Here is a 17,881-nt window from a genome sequence, read left to right as displayed (position 1 = left end):
TGATATAATTGGGCAGAAATCTATTGCAAGGCCCCGCATTCTGACCTAGAAATTTACCTACATGGCAAAAGACGATTTAGTACAAATTGACGGAAAAGTGATCGACGCCCTTGCGGGTGGTCTTTACAAGATCGAACTTGAAAATAAAGTTATCATCAACGCAAAGCTTTGCGGAAAGATGAGACGCTTTAATATTCGTGTGGTTGTTGGTGACCGCGTGAGCGTAGGCGTATCTCCATACGATCCTAGCCACGGTCTGATCCAATTCCGTCATAAATAATATAGATTTAAGCTCAAACTCATTCCAATAAATCTAGAGGTTCTATGGATCAGGCTCTTCAGAGTTATTTGGCTCGTATTGTCCCAACTGTCCCAGCAAAATCAGCACAAGCCGTGATTGAACTTGCTGCGGAAGGGGCTACAGTCCCATTCATCGCGCGTTACCGTAAAGAGAAAACCGGCAATTTGGACGAAGTTCAAATTCGCGGTGTTATCGAAGGTCACGAAACTTACAACGAAATCGTGAAGCGTAAAGCGTTCTTGATCAAAGAGATCGGGGAGCAGAACAATCTCACGGCCGAAGTCCAAAAGCGTATCGAGCTTTCTTGGGACCTTGGTGAGTTGGAAGAAATCTACAAACCATTCAAAAAGAAAAAGAAAACCAAAGCTACTATCGCTCGCGAAGCTGGCTTGGAGCCTTTAGCGAATTGGATTTGGGACATGGGTCACGGCAAGTTGAAAGACTCCGAGACTATGGAAATGAAAGCGAAAGCTTTCTTGAACCCAACTGCCAAAATCGTGACTTACGAAGAAGCGCTTAAGGGTGCTCAAGACATCATCGTCGACAAAATCGCCAATGATGCGGAACTTCGTGCGATGGTTTCTAAAAACTATAACGAAAATGGTCGCATCGTTTCTAAAGCGGCTAAAGGCTACAAAGCGAACTCTAAATACGAAATGTACAAAGAGTTTGAAGAGCCAGTTAAGCCTTTGATGGATGCCAAAAACAATCACCGCTACTTGGCGATGAGACGTGGCTGGCAGGAAGAAGAGCTTACTCTTGACGTTAAAGGTGATGACGAAGCGATCTTGAAGTCTTACGAGAACTTCGCGACATCGACTCCTGACAATGCGATCGGTGAGTACTTGAAGCAGTCGGCTCGTTTGGCATTGAACGTTTACGTTCTTCCTTCCGTCGTGAACGAGGTTCACCGTCTGTTGAAAGAAAAAGCGGATCAAGACGCGATCACGGTATTTGCTGAAAACGTTCGTAAACTATTGCTCGCTTCTCCATACGGTTCAAAATGCGTATTGGGTGTCGACCCTGGTTTGCGTACAGGTTGTAAAGTGGCTTTGATTGATAAATCAGGTGCTTTCATTTCTCACACTGTTCTTTACACTTTGGGCGACGATGCTGAACGCAAAGCTAAAACTTTGTTCGGCGAAGTGATGAAGCAAGTTCAAATCGAAGCGATTGCTGTAGGTAATGGTACTGCCGGTCGTGAGACTGAATCTTTCTTGCGCAAAGTTTTGAAAGATCTTGGTAAGAACATTCCAGTCGTGATGGTTTCTGAATCGGGTGCCTCTGTGTACTCAGCTTCCGATATCGCTCGTGAAGAGTTCCCAGATCTGGATCTTACTGTAAAAGGTGCGATCTCTATCGCGCGTCGTTTGCAAGATCCTTTGGCAGAGCTTGTGAAGGTAGATCCAAAATCTATCGGCGTTGGTCAATACCAACACGACGTGAATCAATCTCAATTGAAAAAATCATTGGAAGCCGTAGTTGAGTCTTGCGTGAATAACGTAGGGGTTGACGTTAATACAGCTTCTGCAGCGTTACTTTCTCATGTTGCTGGTATCGGTCCTGCACTTGCGAAAGGTATCGTTGAAGCTCGTAAGAAAACTTTGTTCTCGGATCGTAGTGAGCTTTTAAAAGTTCCTAAGTTCTCGGCAAAAGTATACGAGCAAGCGGCTGGTTTCTTGCGTATCCCAGGTGGTAAGCAAGTCTTGGATTCTACAGGGATCCATCCAGAGCGTTACCAAGCAGTGACGGACATGGCGAAAGACATGGGTGTTTCATTGACTGAAGTTATCGGTGAAGGCGCTAAGAAACTGCTTTCTCAAAGAACTAAATGGGCGCAGCTAGTGGGCGAGTTCACTTTCGATGACATCGTAAAAGAGTTGGAAAAACCAGGACGTGACCCTCGTGATCCGTTCAAAGTTTTCCAATACCGCGATGACATCATGGAAGTGAAAGACCTTAAAGAAGGTATGATCTGCCCAGGTATCGTAACGAACGTAACGAATTTCGGTGCTTTCGTAGATATCGGTGTTCACCAAGACGGTTTGGTTCATATTTCCGCACTTTCTCACAAGTTCGTGGATGACCCTCGTAAAGTGGTAAATCCAGGTGACCATGTGTCTGTGAAAGTTTTGAAAGTCGACACTGTGAAAAACCAGATTTCATTGACGATGAAAATGGACGATGCTGTGGAAGCATCTTCAGCTCCTCGTGGTGAAAGAGCTCCACCACAACAACGTGGCGCTTCGGCGACAAAGGGTTCTGGTAAGTCACAAGTGGGTCAGGGTGTTTCTCGTCCTATGAACAGCACTCCGGCAAAACCAGGCAACCCGTTCAACAATCCGTTCGCGGCTTTGATGAACACTCCAACTAAGAAATAACAAAGGGGATTACAATGGCAGCTAAAGGCAAATCTAAAAAAGGTATCCGTCACAGAAAAAAACGCATTTTGACTAAAAAGCGTATGTACAGAGCAAAGATCCGTAAGTAATCGGACCAAGTTCTAATAACTAAAACCCCGGGAACTCTCGGGGTTTTTTATTTTCTGGCGTGTGTGGTTTAAAGAGCCGCTTCAAAAATCCACTCTTGAGTGGTGTTCTCGCAATTGTGGATGAAGCCACGAACTGCGCGCGCGAATGGCGCGGAAGCTCCGATAAATGTGGGACGCAGACTTGAAAAGTCTACTTCCATTTGAATAGCTTTGTAACGGCTGTCAAAGCCCTTGCCCTTATCAAAAATCAAATCCACCTGACAAGAACGTGGGGTGTGATTTACAATCTGAATCGAAGTCAATAGGCCGCTGTTGTCACGGGGTCTGAATAGGCCCGCTTGAATATCGGTCGAAAGTTCCTGCGGCAGACGATCACGGAAATCTTCGCGGCGATTCAGGTAATAGCTTTCTTGCAAAAACGTTTTGCTGCCCACGAAGGTTTTATAGCTTTTTTTGCGGATGACGTCCTTTAAGTGAGCTCCCACGTAGCCACCCAAAATATTGAACCACTGCTTTTGCGTTTGATCCAAATTCGGAGAGAGCATGTTGCTGCCCAGGGCTTCTATCTTACCGATGGCTTGAGCTTGAGTGCCACCGTGAACATATCCATATAAAATCATTCCAAAGAAATGGTACCAAGTACCATAGCGATCGCCCTTGTAATTGTGGCCACTTGAAATCGGTCTTAGGCGTTTGGTGATGGGAAGTGATTCGCGACCAACAAAGCGCCAATTGTTCGCAAGAACATTTTCAATAGTCAGTAACGTCAGATAGACGTCACCGTGATTTATGCGATAACTGGCGCGAAACAATTCCGGCAAAGTGATGGATTCATAGTTTTCACTTAAGATCCATTGGCGAAGATTTTCTTCTTTGCCCGTGATCATGAAGCGATCCGTGAAACCCAACGCTAGGGCCACGAGCAATTTAGATCCCTGAGACATCACGTGTTTGTTTTTGTAAGCGGCACTCCATTCGTGAGCAATACCGAACAGGGGTGGAAGGCCTCTGCGGGATTCCTCTTGAATGACTTGGGTCAGAGTTTTTTTGAAACTCTCCAGATAAAGCGGATTTTCTCGGCCCTGAATGGAGACGCCTTGCGTGGGTTGTGGCAGAGGGATCAGATCAGCCAAGGGATCTTCCCAATCACGTGGATCCGGAAGCCAGTTTTTATCTTGCGGGCCTTCTTTATTGAGGAGGCTTTCAAGAATATGTTTCGGAACGCTGTTCGCGCGTTCGATCAAGGCTCTGTCACCTTCGGGATCAATTAACTTATAGCTGCTTTGTCGGTAAAGATTCGGTTCGTTGTTTGCCGAAGAGGGGGCGCGCTTACCCGCGCTCAACGCTTGCTGAATTTCCCGCAGCTGTTGTTGAATATGGGAGTTCAGGTTTTTTTCTAGATTAAAAAAGGGAATATACTTGGCTTTTTGATAAGCCGAGGCTTTCACTAAGTGAATCTGGAAGTTGGTGATCACTGTGCTAGTAGCATCAACGGCTTGGAAAATATTAATACTGAATGAATCCGTAAATAGGTGAGACCAGTCCCTGACTTCTTGAATTGTGATCAACTGAGTCCCCTGCAACAACTCCGCAGGAAGTTTTGCCGTTGCCCATGCGACCTTTTGTGATTGTTGCAGATCCAGCATGGAGTAACTCATCACGAATTGCACCGAGGCCAAGGCCATATTCATTTCGCCTTGGCAGGTATTTTCAATACAGGCCCAAAGCTTCAGCGAATTAGAAATATTTGGCAGAGTGCGGATGTTGTTAAGAGCGCTCGATTTAAGTTCATTAATGTTGCGTGGAACTTGAAAGCGCGCCTGTGCGACCAAAACTGTTTGAATGCGCAGTTCGGGATCGGTGGGCAGTGAAGAGGCCTTGTCGATGAGCTTAATTAAATCGATCTTTCTATAGGGGCTTGAAAGCGCCGTCGCCGGGGAAAGAAAAGCGCTCTGATATTGAATATCAGAGGAGCCAGCAAGAGCCAGGTGTCCCAACAGTGTTGATAGTAAGGTCAACAAAATACCGATCTTTAGCATCCCTTCAGAATCTGCAATACCGCGGCCCAGATTTGTGACCTAAGACCCTGTTTAATTCGTTTTAAGCCCCGAATATTGCGTATGTGACATTTTCAGCATGGCGATGTTTAAGCCTTGGGCGTGGACCTAAAATGCATCGACCCATGGGCCCTATTGGAGTCTTTTCGATATGTTTCTTGTCAAAGACCATAAGGTGAGGCGAAGGCGAGAGCGGCTAAGCATGTTATCTTTTTTCGATGAAGTTGATAAAGGCGTTAAAACAAATCACTGGGAAAAATTTCTTCAACAAGATGGGACGTGACGATATTTTTGAGATGTCAGCGTCCTTGTCGTTTTACACAGCTCTGTCGCTGGCACCGTTGTTGGTGTTGATGCTGACCTTCGTTGCTTTAATCAACGATAGTTTGCGCGAAGAAATACTAAAACAGATTCAATACCTGTTCGGAACACAGTCGTCCGATATTTTACGAGAGATCGCAAAGAATGTGGAAAAGCAGCCCGAGGTCCGGGATATGGCGGGGATTCTGGGTTTGATCACATTGATTTTTTCCGCCGGTGCGATCTTTGGCGAAATGCGCATGTCTTTAAATAAAATTTTTGAAGTGAAGATAGATTATAAAAAACTGGAATCAGAAACATTTTTTCAATCAATTTGGACCTTCATGAAAACCAAACTTTTCAATATGGGGATGGTTTTAACCTTTGTATTTATTTCGATCGTTTCATTGGTGGTATCATCGATTTTGTCGATGTATTTAAAAGGTGCAGAAGCGTTGTTAGGGCAAGTCATCAACTTTGTTATTTCTCTTTTGATTTTTGGACTGCTGTTCAGTGCGATTTACTATTTTCTGCCCCAGGTGCAGGTGCGCCCCAAAGTTGCCTTTACATCGGGTTTTATCACTGCGTTTATGTTTTCAATCGGTAAGGGCTTGATTGGTTTGTACATGGGACAAAGTGCTGTCGCCTCCCTGTATGGAGCTGCCGGATCGTTTATTGTTTTGTTGTTATGGGTTTATTATTCCTCCGCCGTGATTTTTCTCAGTGCGGAAGTTGCCAATGAAATTAATAAGGAGGAAAAGTATGAAGAAACTGTTCAGGTCCCTCAGTAAAGTTCAAATAACCCTGATCGCCATTGTCGTATTCTTGGTAGTCGTACGCATATTTTTGCCTGCCGGTATCAAGTATGGGATCAATTGGTACATGGGCAATAAAATGGAAAACTATAAGGGCCACATTGAAGACTTTGATTTGGCTTTGTATCGTGGCGCCTATCAGATTCAGGATCTGAAAATTTGGGAAAAGGTGAAAAGTCCCAAGCATCCTTTAGTGAGCATCCACGAAATTGATCTGTCCCTGGCGTGGCGAGGTATTTTCGCTGGGAAACTACTGGGAGATCTTAAAGTCGACGGGATGAAATTAGATTTGGTCGATAGTGCCGATAAAAAGAAAAAGCAGATGGGGGCCGATCAAGATTGGAAAACGGTCGTGGGGAAATTGATTCCCATAGAGCTGGAATCTTTCCGTCTGACGAACAGTGAAGTTCATTTGTACAACAATGATTTCAAAGTTCCAGTCGATGTGGTCTTGGATCGAATTATGATTTCGGCCACAAATATTAAGAACACCGACAAATCCAAAGAACTGCTGCCAAGTACGGTGGAGGCTTCGGCGCGATTGCAAAAAAGTGGGCACGTCACAGCGGGAGCGAAAGTAAATTTGTTGTCAAAGGTCCCGGCATTTGAATCTAAGATGGCAATTGATAAGCTTGATGTGACAAAGCTGAATGACTTTTTTAAAGGTTATGGGCCTTTCACATTTACGTCGGGGAGCTTTAGCCTTTACGGAGAGGTAAGCACGCGCGACGGGCGCATCAAGGGTTACGTGAAGCCGTTCTTTGAAAATCTGGATGTGATCAGCTCACAAGAAAAGTTTGATTCTCCTAAGCGGTTCTTTTTTGAAGTGGGAATCGCCATGAGTAACTTGATCCTTAGAAATTCAGAGACCAAGACTGTGGCAACCCGAGTGGACTTTGAAGGTGCTGCCAAGGGGCCGGATGTTAAAACCTGGGATGCATTCTGGGGTTCCCTGCGTAACGGATTTATCGAGGCCTTGGCTAAAAAATTGGACAACACCATTTCTATCAAAGACGTTCCCAAAAAAGATTAAGGATTGGATTTAGTGAAAATAAAAAAGGCAGGATCATCTCCTGCCTTTTTTATTTTTAGGTAAGTAAGTACATTTTCAAGTAAGGCCGTACCGTTTAGTGAGCGTGCTTTGGATGCTCGCGGCGTTGTTCACCTAATCCTAAAACGGACATGTCTTGTGGGCCTTTCGCAAATTCTTCGATCATTTTGCGGCAGAAAGCCGGGATGTCAGCGGGTTTGCGGCTTGTAACCAGGCCATTATCCACGACGACTTCATTGTCTTCCCACTCGCCACCGGCATTGATAATATCGGTGCGAATCGAAGGGTAGCTGGTCACTTTTTTGCCTCTTAAAATTCCTGTTTCAATCAGAGTTTGTGGGCCGTGACAGATGGCTGCGATGGGTTTTCCGGTGTCGACAAACCCTTGAACGAATTGAACCACGCCCTCTTCTTCACGAAGTTTATCGGGGTTTATCACTCCGCCTGGAAGCATCAAAGCGTCATAGTCATCAGCGCCTGCGACATTGATGGCCGTGTCCACTTTTAATGGTTTGGCCCAGTTTCCTTTCTCCCAGCCTTTGATTTCACCAGAATTGATAGAAACGATTTCGACTTTGGCGCCAGCATCTTCCAGGGCCTTTTTAGGTAGTAGTAGTTCGGATTGTTCGAAACCGTCAGCAGCGAGGATAGCAACGTTCTTGCCTTCTAGCTCTTTACTCATGATTCTTCCTCCTTGAGTGAGCTTTAATGATTAAGCCTGACCAAGGAGGAAGCAATTTACAGAAGATGATCGTGTCTAATAACAGTGAATCTCTTATTTAGCATGGCAAGTGACAGTGATGGTCTCGTCTTTGCCTTCATCTTTACGGATTTTCAGTTTCATGGCCTCGGAATCGCCAGGAACGATACTGAAGACCGCGCCTACGAATCCGTCACCCGCATTCACCGAGTTAGAGTTCTCGCTGGATGCGATTGAATGCTTGGAAGAAATGTAAGCGATCGTTACGCCACGTTGACCAGTCACTTTACGAATTGTGAATGGTTTTTCGCCATCTCTTTCGTATTTAATTTGAGCTGCTGTTTCAGTATTAGTTTGTGAAGTAACAACAGCATCGTAATCAGTGCCGTCAACATTACAAACCACTGCGTCCGCATCGACATCACCAGTTGTTGGCAATTTGTAGTTTTCCAAAATCTCTTTGGTTTCCACAAGAGCCCATCTGTCTGCGATATCCAAGAACAAAGGATCTGTGTCTTTGATCGATGGATTCAAGAAAGTTGCGATTTGTGCCTGCATTTTATCCATTCTTGCAATCAAACCCAGCAATTCCTTACCCAGAAGCTTGCGAGTGCCTGGAATATCCGCCGGGCAGGCATCTAACGTTGGCAAAAGAGGCTGCAATGGTTCAGAAAGATCTGCGATCGTCTGAGGCAAGCGGAACGTTTTGCTGTCCGTTAGAAGAGCATTGAAGTTCGCCAAGAAATAACCGTAACCTTGGCAAACTGTCTCGTCTTGAGCACCATCATGCATAACTTGGATCAAGGTTTTCGCCTTCTTAGAAATATGCTCAGAAACTGCGATAATTCTGTTTTGCTCTTGTGCAGATGGCGTGATCAAGCTTTGACGTTCGATTAATGCTTTCTCAATGCCAGTCTGTTGTTCCTTAGTGAAGCCCCCATCGGCCGCGATCTTTTTAAAGCCCATAAGTAACGCTTGGAACTGCATGTCTTTATCAGATGCTGCGATTTGCAGGTCTTTCAAAGTGATCGTGGATTTGATGTCGCCAGAGCTCAACGCTTGCAAAAGAGATTCCCCTTTAGGAGAGAATTTTTTCGTGATGAACTCGCGTAACAATTTTGAATTGTCATCTTGAAGCTTTTCAGACATCACATCCATTTGCAAACGGAACGTGGATTCGTAAAGCTTCAATGTTAGGTTTTTTAAAGCGTCTTGACGGGAAGTCGAGTCGATGAGGCCATCGTCAACAGAGGCCTGCGCCTGCTTAGCCGCATCCGCTGCACTCATATCTTGCGTAGGACCTGTTTGAGTTTGTTCCTGAGCTCCCTGCGCTTGCGAGGAATTGCGGGACTTAGTACCTTGAGTACAACCCGCAGTGATCATCAGAAGAGCGCTCGCTAGAATCAGTTTTTTCATAATCATTTCCTCTCTCTTCAGAAAATTACTTAGCTTCTTCTGCACCAGGCAGGATTGTTAAAAGATACTCAAGCTTGTCTTTCGCGGGCAAAGCTCCAGCTTTGAACATATTGATGTCGTTTACAGTGACATCTTTGTATTTCGCATCCGTCGCCGGAGCTGGAGTCGAAGCGCGGCGCACGGCTGTTCTTGCGATACGCAGGTCTTCCAGTTCTTTATCTTTCATGCTCGTTAACAAGTCCGTTTTAGTGATCGAAGACATTGCATCCAAGGCGATCGCGTTGTTCGCCAAAGCCACCGCTTTGAACGAGCCCACGTCACGGGAGCTGACGGCACTTTCCGAGTTCATCACAGATGTTTTCGCGATGCGGTTCACACGGAACTGATCCAAGAAAGCTTTGTCTTCCGCATAGTGGGATTGAGAGCTGCCCATGCGTTTTGAAATTACATTCAATAGTTTTTCCTGGAAGCTGACTTTGTGATTAGGCAGACCCATGCGACGTTGAGCCGATTCAACCATCGGAACATCGAACCAGTGAGTGTCTTTGCCTTTGTTCACGCTTCCTGGAGCAGAGAACACATCGAACTTCCATTTTGTATTCAGGTAGAGATTTCCAGCTTGGTCGCGGAATTCTACGTTGGTATTGACCTGGTCAAACAACAAGGACGCTACAGTGGCTGAGATCTCTGGAGCCAAATCTTTGATATCCATGTAATTGTCTTCATGTTGGCGAACTTCACTTGTCATGCGTACGAACAAGGCTTCAGCCGCCGCCAATTTGTCCGGACCGATACCACGGATATCGATCTGGTCAGCATAGGACGAAGGATTCGAACGGAAGCGAACGTCGTTAAAGTTTTTACCACCTTGAGCTACGATCACTAGATTCGGATCCGCCAATTCAAGCTCCCAGCAGCTGTTTGCGCTTGGATCGATTGACTTAAGGGCGCCGATATCTGTTACCAGGTGCAAATTATCTTTCTTGGCAACCGCGCACAGCACTTCTGGGGTTTTCATCACATCCAAGAAGAAACGGCCGGAGATCAATGCCGCTTGTTTTAAATCCTTCATATCGGGATCAAAAGTCCAATCAATAGAGTCATCGTCAAGGGCGAATTGGTTCTTGATGGAAGAGTAGATTTCCATGAAGTTACGGATGTATTGGAAGTTATCCAAACGACCGCTATAGTATCCGCCTTCTTGAACCTTAGAAAAGCTTTCACGACCATTACGGAAGTTTCTTACCAAGTAACGTTGCTGATAGCTTTCAATCAGGTGATTTACGATTTCAACAAATGTCGTCCCTTTGTCAAAGCGTTTGCAATTCGCAGACAGTTCAACACTTTCATCAGAGCAATATTTAAAGTCACGAAGTACCAAGTCTTTCTTTTCAGCTTGGAGTTTCGTCAAAGTTTCTGGAACATCAACCGTTGCGCCTGTTTCAGTCATGACCTTACGGCTGTAACCGAAGCGCAATGCTGCGATGTCGTATTTACCCAAAGTTGGAAGCAGGTTCAATTCGCTGTAACCATAGTCCATCACAGAGCTGTATGGAATTTCGTGTTTCACGCCCATTTTCGCAAGCTCGCCCTCTGTGTAGAAGTTCATTCTGTCTTCAGAGCCTTGGAAGTTATGACGTAGGCCCAAGTTATGACCCAGTTCATGAACCAAAGTTGGTACCCAAACTTCAGGCATGATGATCGCGATTACTTGTTCTTTTTCAGAATCACTCAAGTCGTTCCACAATTTCATGTTTTTACCAAGTTTGCCGATCAAAGCTTTCTTGATGTATTCGCTGAATGGGAAAAGTTCAGACGGGTAGTTACAGTATTTAGATTGAGCCGACAGCGTGTCGATTGTCTGTACTGCAGCGTTTTGCTGGATGCCTTCATCAGCATCAGCAGCGGCTTTCAAGCTTGTGCGCGCATTGTAGCGTGCAGATACTTTCGTCATGTTTTTAAGTTGAGCGTGAACCTGCTGGCGTAGAGCCGCAGAGTTTTGTTTAAGGTTGGCTTTAGAGACCAAAGAACCTGTTTGAATCGTGTCTGCGGCACCTTTTTTTAAAGCCGTATACGAATTTCCAACTTTGTAGCCAACTGTATCTGCGTGTACATATTTAGCGTAAGTGTCGGCAGTCAACTTAGCTTTCATCGCATCAGAGATAGCTGCTTGGGCTGCTTCAGTAGCGGCACCAGGTTTTGCTTTCGCATAAGATTTAGTCAATTCGATATCACCAGAATTTTGAAGCTCTTTAACAACTTCATCGTAAGTGTAACGAACACCTTGTACGAAGTTACCATAGTACATCGCTACGCGACCGCTGATGATTTCACCCGTGCGAGGATTCGCTACAGTCGGGCCGTAACCCAATGGGCCACCAGAAACTGGGTCTTCCACCATAACGATCATACTGTTACGTGTGTCACCTGGTTGCTTATGGTCTGGATCTTTAAGAACCAGGCGCATTTCAAGGCCTGCCGCTTTAAGACCTGCGTTTACGCGGTCAAAAGCTGTGCGAGTCGCCTCTTTGATAGACTGATATTGAGGTTTATTGAAATTGTCAGACATGTAATAAACGATTTCTTTTCTGTCTGGATTCCAACGGTTCATCCACTCTTTTTGATTTGCTTGAGTGCGGCTCAAATCAACATCGTACTTGCGGTTTTCGCTGGTAAAGAATCCGAAAGTGTCTTTGTCAGCTCTTGGGTAGTCGATTTTTTTATAGTTCGGAGACGTCACTTTGCTCAATTTATTAAATGAATAGTGATAGATGATTTGGCTTTGCAATTCATCAACGCTGCTGATTGAGTACATTTGTGTACCCAGGCACGCTGGCGTTCCACGGAATACTTTTTCAATTTGAATATTCAACGAACCATCTTTGAGTTCATAGTTCAAAAAGCGCGAAGATGTCTCGTTAAAGCAAGAGAATCCGTAAAGCTGTTGCATCTCAACTGGTAGTACTGACATACCCGTCGTTTTCATGCCGTTAAAGTCAGGGATGAAGTTGGCTTTTTTAGTCCAGTTGATTTCGCTGTTTTCTTCTTCTTTGTTTGTACATTTGCCGTAACGGTCTTCAGCGCAGCGGTATTGAACGTGTTTGATTGGGATTTCCAACAAAACACGGTTGTTCAATGTGTTGTCCTTAGTGACGCGGGCATCATCGCCAGCTTCCACAACTTGCAGAGTGTTTTCAGTAAAGCGGAATTTTACGATTTTTTCAGTTCCCTGCCAGAAAGGCAGGGCGGAAGAAACCCCAGCGTCGTCGTTGTTCGACAAATCCGATGACGCTACGAAAAGGTATTCGTCATCTGGTGACAGAGTTGATTTCGTTTCAACGTTTTCTTTAAAGACCTGCTTGTACGGAACTTCTTTCGTACAAGAAATCATGACTGTTGAAATGGCCAGCAGCAAAGCACCTGTTAGGGGAATTTTGCGTTTAATGTTGCTGTTCATACTCTCTCCTCTTGAAAAAACTCAAAAAACAAAAACTTAAAATTAAATGCTGTAGCTCAAACCCGCTTTAACGATCGAACTTGTGTCGTTAAAAAACTCGATGTTTGAATCAATTCCGTTTGCTTTAAGGGCATTTCCTTCGTTGGAAGTCCCGATGTAAGCAGAAAATGCTGGAGTAAATTCCCAAGCCAGGTCCGCGCCGACACTGAATTTTTGGCGAGTGTCTTCCAGGTAAGTCCAGCCTGTCGTGTAAACGAAAAGAGTTTGCAAAGACAGTTTGGAGAACAAAGGAAGATTATAAGTAAGTACGCCTTGAAGGTTGTTGCGGATGTTAAAGCCCCCATCTGCCGTCACATTGTATTCGTGAAAATTGCGAGTTGCTTGCAAAGCCGTTGTTGCAGAGCTGCCCCAGAATAGGTTGTTAAAGGCTAGCTTAGTCCCGATACGAACTGCGCCCTGATAAGACGTTTCATCTTGCAATTGACGGTTTGTTGGCAGAACGCCGGCAAGTGTATTAATCCAAGCTGTGTCCGTCGTAAGCGGAGTTTTAAAGCTCAACGAAGCGATTGTATTATCGAAATATGTATTCTGAGCACCCGAGTTTTCTTTAACCAGGGTTCCAGTCAGGCGCATAGAAGTGATCTTATTAAAGCGATATCCCGCGGAAACTTCCATAGAAGTTGCGGAATCGCGTTCGTAAGCTTCTTCTTTCATTAGATTGCTATATGTTTCTAAGCCTAAGTCCACGGACCAGGATTTTTCTTCTGGAGTCGTTAGCGGACGCTTCGCCTTGATCGTATTGGAAGTCGTTGGAGATTGAGCGGCAAGCGTCGGAGCAGTAAAAGAAAGCGCCGCCAGGATTGTTAACCCTTGGATTGCGTTTCTCATATATTTAAAGCCTTTAATGCTGCTCACAATAGTCTCCACGACGGGTTTCTGAAATTAGAACCCATCTCTAAGTTCTATATGAGCAAGGGGTGGGCCATTAAAAATGAGTTGAGGAACCGTTTAATTGGATTACAGGGGTGGCCGTGCCTTTCGTGACATTCCACGCAGCGAGCTGTTGATAATCTGGTCAGGTCACTTCCGGTGTCTCAAAAAGAGACAAGCACCGTGATGCAGTACCTTCGGACCTATTGCAGAGTGCCGCAGGTTTTTCAGTTGGGGCTGTTTTCCCTCTGGGATATGCTTTCTGCTCATAGGGGGATTTCATGATCGTTCAACCTCAAATTCTGACCAAAGCACTGGACGCCGCACTTTCCACAGGAGCGGATTTCGCAGATATCTTTGTCGAAGATACTTACTCTTCTAACCTTTCTATTTTGAGTTCGAAAGCAGACCAAGCCATCGTGGGTCAGCTTTACGGTGCCGGCATTCGTTTGTTCTTTGGTCATGAAATCGTGTACGTAACAACGAATGATCTGACGGAGCAGGGATTGGTAAAGGCGGCGCTGAATGCAGCGAAAAGCCGTGGCACTGGCAAAGGTAAGAAATCAATGCCGTTGATGCAGGTGCCGTTTGATACGGTTCATACTTTTGGTGAAAAGCCTTGGGAGATGAATCGTGATCGCAAATTCGCATGGTTGAATTCTGTGGATCAACACGCGCGCAATCGCAATTCTGCTGTCACTCAAGTTGAGGCTGCTTTGAATGAAAAATTCCAGAAAGTCCAAATCGCTAATTCTCGCGGTTTGATGGCTTATGATGAACGGGCATACAGTCGTTTGAATATGGAAGTTTTCGTTGAGCACATGGGAGTGAAGGAAAGTTCCAGCGAACGTTATGGGCACATGGGAACGTCTGAACTGTATGACGGTTGGAATATTCAAAGCTTTGCCCATGATAACGTCGACCGTGCCATGGGGCTGACGACAGCGAAGTTTGCACCCGCGGGCGAGATGCCTGTTGTGATTGATAATTCTTTTGGTGGAGTTTTATTCCACGAAGCTTGTGGACACGGTCTTGAAACAACGTCGGTCGCAAAAGATTCTTCGGTGTTCTGCGGTAAGATGGGGCAGAAGATTGCCAATGAATGTGTCACAGCTATCGATGATGGAACGATCAAAAATGGTTGGGGTTCGCTGAATATCGATGACGAAGGTAACAAAACGAAGCGCACGACCTTGATTGAAAACGGCGTTTTGAAATCTTACATCGTGGATGAAATGGGTTCGCGTCAAACAGGTTATGAGGTGACGGGCAGCGGTCGTCGCCAGTCTTACAAATACGCGCCGGCTTCTCGAATGAGAAACACGTTTATTGATGCGGGTAAGGATTCTTTTGAAGAAATGATCCGCGACGTGGATTACGGTCTTTACGCGAAAAACATGGGCGGAGGTTCCGTGAATCCAGGAACCGGCGACTACAATTTCCAAGTTCGTGAAGCCTATATTATCAGAAAAGGCCGCATCGAAGAAATGGTGAAAGGTGCCTGTCTGATCGGACGTGGTATCGATACATTGGGTAAAATCACAAAAGTTTCCAATGAATTGAAATTGGCGACGGGCATGTGCGGCTCTGTGAGCGGTTCTATCCCGGCAGCGGTGGGTCAGCCGCAGATCCTGGTTTCAAGTCTTATGGTTGGTGGGAGAGCAGGCTAATGGACACTATTAAACAAAGCTTCCAGGCAATTGCGGCTCAAGCCAAACAAGACGGTGTCAAAGTTGAAATGCTTATTTCCGGTGGTGAAAGTCTTGATTTGGGTTTTCAGAAAAAGAAATTGAACACGTTTGAATCCACACAAACGCAGACGGCGGGTCTTCGTGTTTTGATGGGTGCCAGTCAAGGATATGCCTACACTGAAAACCTGTCGGCAGATGCTTTGTTGCGCACTTATAAAGAAGCGTTAAACAATGCTAAGACCGTGCAAAGCGAAGACACGTTCGAAATTCCGATGATGAGGCCTGCGGCTTATCAAGCCCTGAACCTTTTTAATCCCGAAGAAATCGAGATGGAAAAGAAGATGGAAGTGGCGAAAGATTTAGAACAAAAGTGTCTGGCTTTGGATTCTCGTGTGCAAGCCGTTCCTTATTCGGGATTTTCTCAGGGTTCCAGCTTTATGCGCATTCTGAATACCGAAGGTGTGGATCAAGAATTCAAACAGAACTATTACGTTGGCAGAACTGCTCCCTTGGCGAAAGAGGGCGAGATGTCAAAAATGGGTGGTGATGGATTCTTTGTTCGTTCATTTGATAAAATCAACACGGATGAAGTGGCTCGCACCAGTGTGAATAATGCTGTTAAGTATTTGGGCGCTACCAAACTTAAAACGGGAAATTACCCTGTGGTCTTGGATCGCAAGGTTTTCCCAACGGTGCTGGCAATGCTTCTGTCCTATTTGTCTGCTAAAGAAGTTTACGAGAACAAATCCTTATTGAAAGGTCGTATGGGTCAAAAAGTGGCCAGCGATAAATTTAATCTGGTGGATGATCCGTTTGAGATGAATGGGACCTCGGTAAGACCTTTTGACTCTGAAGGAGCGCCTTCTCAGAAAACGGTTCTTTTTGAAAACGGTGTTTTAAAAAACTATCTGACGAACTTAGAGTATTCAAAACGTATGAATTTGCCTCACACGGCAAATGCATCTCGGGGACCGAGTTCACCCATGGATATTGGGCCTACGAACCTGGTGGTGGCAAAAGGCACTAAGACTTTAGATCAACTGCTTTCATTGAATCCTGGTCAAACAGTTCACATCACGAAATTCACGGGTGGCTTGCACGCGGGCTTTAAGGATTCCACAGGGGATCTGTCGATGCCGGCGGAAGGCTTCTTATATGAGAATGGCAAATGCATGGGACCTGTCGATCAGTTTGTGGTCTCGGGAAATGTGCTGGATGTTTTGCGTGACATTGTGGAGCTAGGAGACAGTTATGATCGCCCGGGTCGCAGTTTGATCGCTCCGGATGTATTGATCAAATCAATGAGCTTTGCTGGCGGCTAAGTGTCGTGCCAGCAAAGGCTTACGAAACAAAGCGATTCTTGATACGGGAAAAGAAGCCTTTCTTGACCCAAATTTCAGGACTGCTTTGCAAGCGATCATAATTGTCATCGATGTATCGCAGCTGATTGTACAGCAGATCCACAGCCTCTTTGGCGGTGTTGTAGCTGTCAGCTGAAATAAAGTTGCGATATTTCGGACTTTCCACCCACAACTCACCCTTTGAGTTCAGTGTGATATGAACATCGGCGAATCCGTAAACACGGTTCGGTCCTTGTTTTGAAACTTCACCTTCGAATTTAAGATGATTAAAGAGCCAATTCTGTTTGGCTTGTTCTTCCAATTTGTTAGCGATGTACTGACGTGCCTGTGTGCTGACCATGGAAAACTCCTTTCTCCAATGGAAGTCTTATCGGTTCAAGAATTCCGGAGCTTTAGACGAAAGGCCAGTACTTGATAGATTTTCAGATTTAAGTGTGCACGAGGGTGCACACCCAACGGCGCTTAGTTAGGCGCAATAATTATTTATATTTCAGAATGGCACGGGCGATTTCTGTGAACCCCAAACCACCACGTTTCTGAGCCACATATGTGGGATGAAATTTGATTTGATCAACAAAGTTTTGAATGTTTGCGACGGCAAAACTGTTTGGGAAATATTGAAACATGGGTTCGTCATTTGGGGAGTCGCCGCTAAAGCCGCAGACTTTTTTAGAATCTTCGGCAGAGACACCGAACTCTTGCTGTAGAAATTTAAGCGACATAGAAAGCTTGTCGTAAGAACCAAACCACCCATTGACGTGGATGGAGCTGACTTTCGCCTGTGCACCGTGGGACTTAAAAATCTCCACGATTTTTTGTACTTCGTTTTTAGGGAGTGCCGGAACGTCTTCACAAAAATCAATGGCTAGATCCATCAAACGACAGAATTGATCGCTCGCCAAATCGCTACCCGGCACTTTTTGCAGGATTTCTTTTTCAAGCAAATCCAATTTTGCGCGGTTGTTTTTCTGTGTTTCCTCATCAAAGAAAAAATGGCGATGCATTTTTTTACCATGATAACGGAAATAGAATCCGCCGTTTTCACCGATGATGCCACTGACAGGCCACACGCGGGCGATCATTTCGCACCAGCCGGCGGGGCGACCCGTGACAGGGATGACTTTTATTCCAGCATCGTGCAATGCCCACATCGCCTCATAGGCTTCGGCTCCCAAAAGACCTTCATCAGTCAGAGTGTCATCGATATCGGTAAGCAGATATTTGAGGGATGAGGAGAATGCTGAAATTGGTTTCATCCTCACAAGGTATCTGCTTTTGGTACTGGTTGTCAAAATTCAGACTTGCCTAATG

General features: G+C 45.3%; 13 protein-coding genes. 6 read left to right on the top strand and 7 right to left on the bottom strand.

Annotated elements, in window-relative coordinates; all coding sequences use genetic code 11:
* The first annotated feature begins 61 nt into the window (after positions 1-61).
* Positions 62-280 carry a translation initiation factor IF-1 gene (infA, locus tag DOM22_RS15380; protein WP_142701229.1) on the top strand — a complete coding sequence of 73 codons (219 nt, stop codon included), beginning with the start codon at positions 62-64 and terminating at the stop codon, positions 278-280.
* A gap of 44 nt (positions 281-324) precedes the next feature.
* Positions 325-2,682, top strand: coding sequence for a helix-hairpin-helix domain-containing protein (locus DOM22_RS15375; RefSeq protein ID WP_142701228.1), 2,358 nt, complete (start codon positions 325-327; stop codon positions 2,680-2,682).
* A 178-nt stretch (positions 2,683-2,860) separates the two neighbouring features.
* On the opposite strand, the gene DOM22_RS15370 is transcribed toward DOM22_RS15375, so the two are convergent.
* Complete coding sequence (locus DOM22_RS15370; protein WP_142701227.1) at positions 2,861-4,831, bottom strand: hypothetical protein; 1,971 nt, start codon at positions 4,829-4,831, stop codon at positions 2,861-2,863.
* 236 nt (positions 4,832-5,067) lie between these two features.
* On the opposite strand from DOM22_RS15370, the gene DOM22_RS15365 reads away from it, so the two are divergent.
* Positions 5,068-5,940: a YihY/virulence factor BrkB family protein gene (locus tag DOM22_RS15365; RefSeq protein WP_142701226.1), complete on the top strand. Its 873-nt coding sequence runs from the start codon at positions 5,068-5,070 to the stop codon at positions 5,938-5,940.
* On the top strand, positions 5,912-6,997 hold the full coding sequence (locus tag DOM22_RS15360; RefSeq protein WP_142701225.1) for a DUF748 domain-containing protein: 1,086 nt from the start codon (positions 5,912-5,914) through the stop codon (positions 6,995-6,997). The genes DOM22_RS15365 and DOM22_RS15360 overlap by 29 nt, the downstream gene beginning before the upstream one ends.
* A 94-nt stretch (positions 6,998-7,091) precedes the next feature.
* Here DOM22_RS15360 and DOM22_RS15355 read toward each other — a convergent pair whose 3' ends face one another.
* From DOM22_RS15355 to DOM22_RS15340, 4 genes are all read right to left on the bottom strand, one after another.
* Complete coding sequence (locus DOM22_RS15355) at positions 7,092-7,697, bottom strand: type 1 glutamine amidotransferase domain-containing protein (RefSeq protein ID WP_142701224.1); 606 nt, start codon at positions 7,695-7,697, stop codon at positions 7,092-7,094.
* 93 nt (positions 7,698-7,790) lie between these two features.
* Positions 7,791-9,131 carry a hypothetical protein gene (locus DOM22_RS15350; RefSeq protein ID WP_142701223.1) on the bottom strand — a complete coding sequence of 447 codons (1,341 nt, stop codon included), beginning with the start codon at positions 9,129-9,131 and terminating at the stop codon, positions 7,791-7,793.
* Positions 9,132-9,156: 25 nt separating this feature from the next.
* Positions 9,157-12,588: a zinc-dependent metalloprotease gene (locus DOM22_RS15345; protein ID WP_142701222.1), complete on the bottom strand. Its 3,432-nt coding sequence runs from the start codon at positions 12,586-12,588 to the stop codon at positions 9,157-9,159.
* Positions 12,589-12,630: 42 nt separating this feature from the next.
* On the bottom strand, positions 12,631-13,503 hold the full coding sequence (locus DOM22_RS15340) for a hypothetical protein (RefSeq protein ID WP_142701221.1): 873 nt from the start codon (positions 13,501-13,503) through the stop codon (positions 12,631-12,633).
* A gap of 296 nt (positions 13,504-13,799) precedes the next feature.
* Here DOM22_RS15340 and DOM22_RS15335 point away from each other — a divergent pair, with 296 nt between their 5' ends.
* Complete coding sequence (locus DOM22_RS15335) at positions 13,800-15,188, top strand: TldD/PmbA family protein (RefSeq protein ID WP_142701220.1); 1,389 nt, start codon at positions 13,800-13,802, stop codon at positions 15,186-15,188.
* Positions 15,188-16,531 carry a TldD/PmbA family protein gene (locus DOM22_RS15330; RefSeq protein WP_142701219.1) on the top strand — a complete coding sequence of 448 codons (1,344 nt, stop codon included), beginning with the start codon at positions 15,188-15,190 and terminating at the stop codon, positions 16,529-16,531. Before DOM22_RS15335 ends, DOM22_RS15330 begins: the two co-directional genes overlap by 1 nt.
* A 19-nt stretch (positions 16,532-16,550) precedes the next feature.
* Here DOM22_RS15330 and DOM22_RS15325 read toward each other — a convergent pair whose 3' ends face one another.
* Positions 16,551-16,910: a hypothetical protein gene (locus DOM22_RS15325; protein WP_142701218.1), complete on the bottom strand. Its 360-nt coding sequence runs from the start codon at positions 16,908-16,910 to the stop codon at positions 16,551-16,553.
* A gap of 139 nt (positions 16,911-17,049) precedes the next feature.
* A complete protein-coding gene (locus DOM22_RS15320) occupies positions 17,050-17,826 on the bottom strand; it encodes an HAD family hydrolase (protein ID WP_142701217.1) in 777 nt (258 codons plus the stop codon).
* Positions 17,827-17,881 lie beyond the last annotated feature (55 nt).

Origin of the sequence: Bdellovibrio sp. ZAP7 (assembly GCF_006874645.1) — a bacterium.
Taxonomy (GTDB): Bacteria; Bdellovibrionota; Bdellovibrionia; order Bdellovibrionales; family Bdellovibrionaceae; genus Bdellovibrio.
The sequence above is the reverse complement of the archived record's forward strand: the minus strand, read 5'-3'. Positions and strand labels throughout refer to the sequence as shown.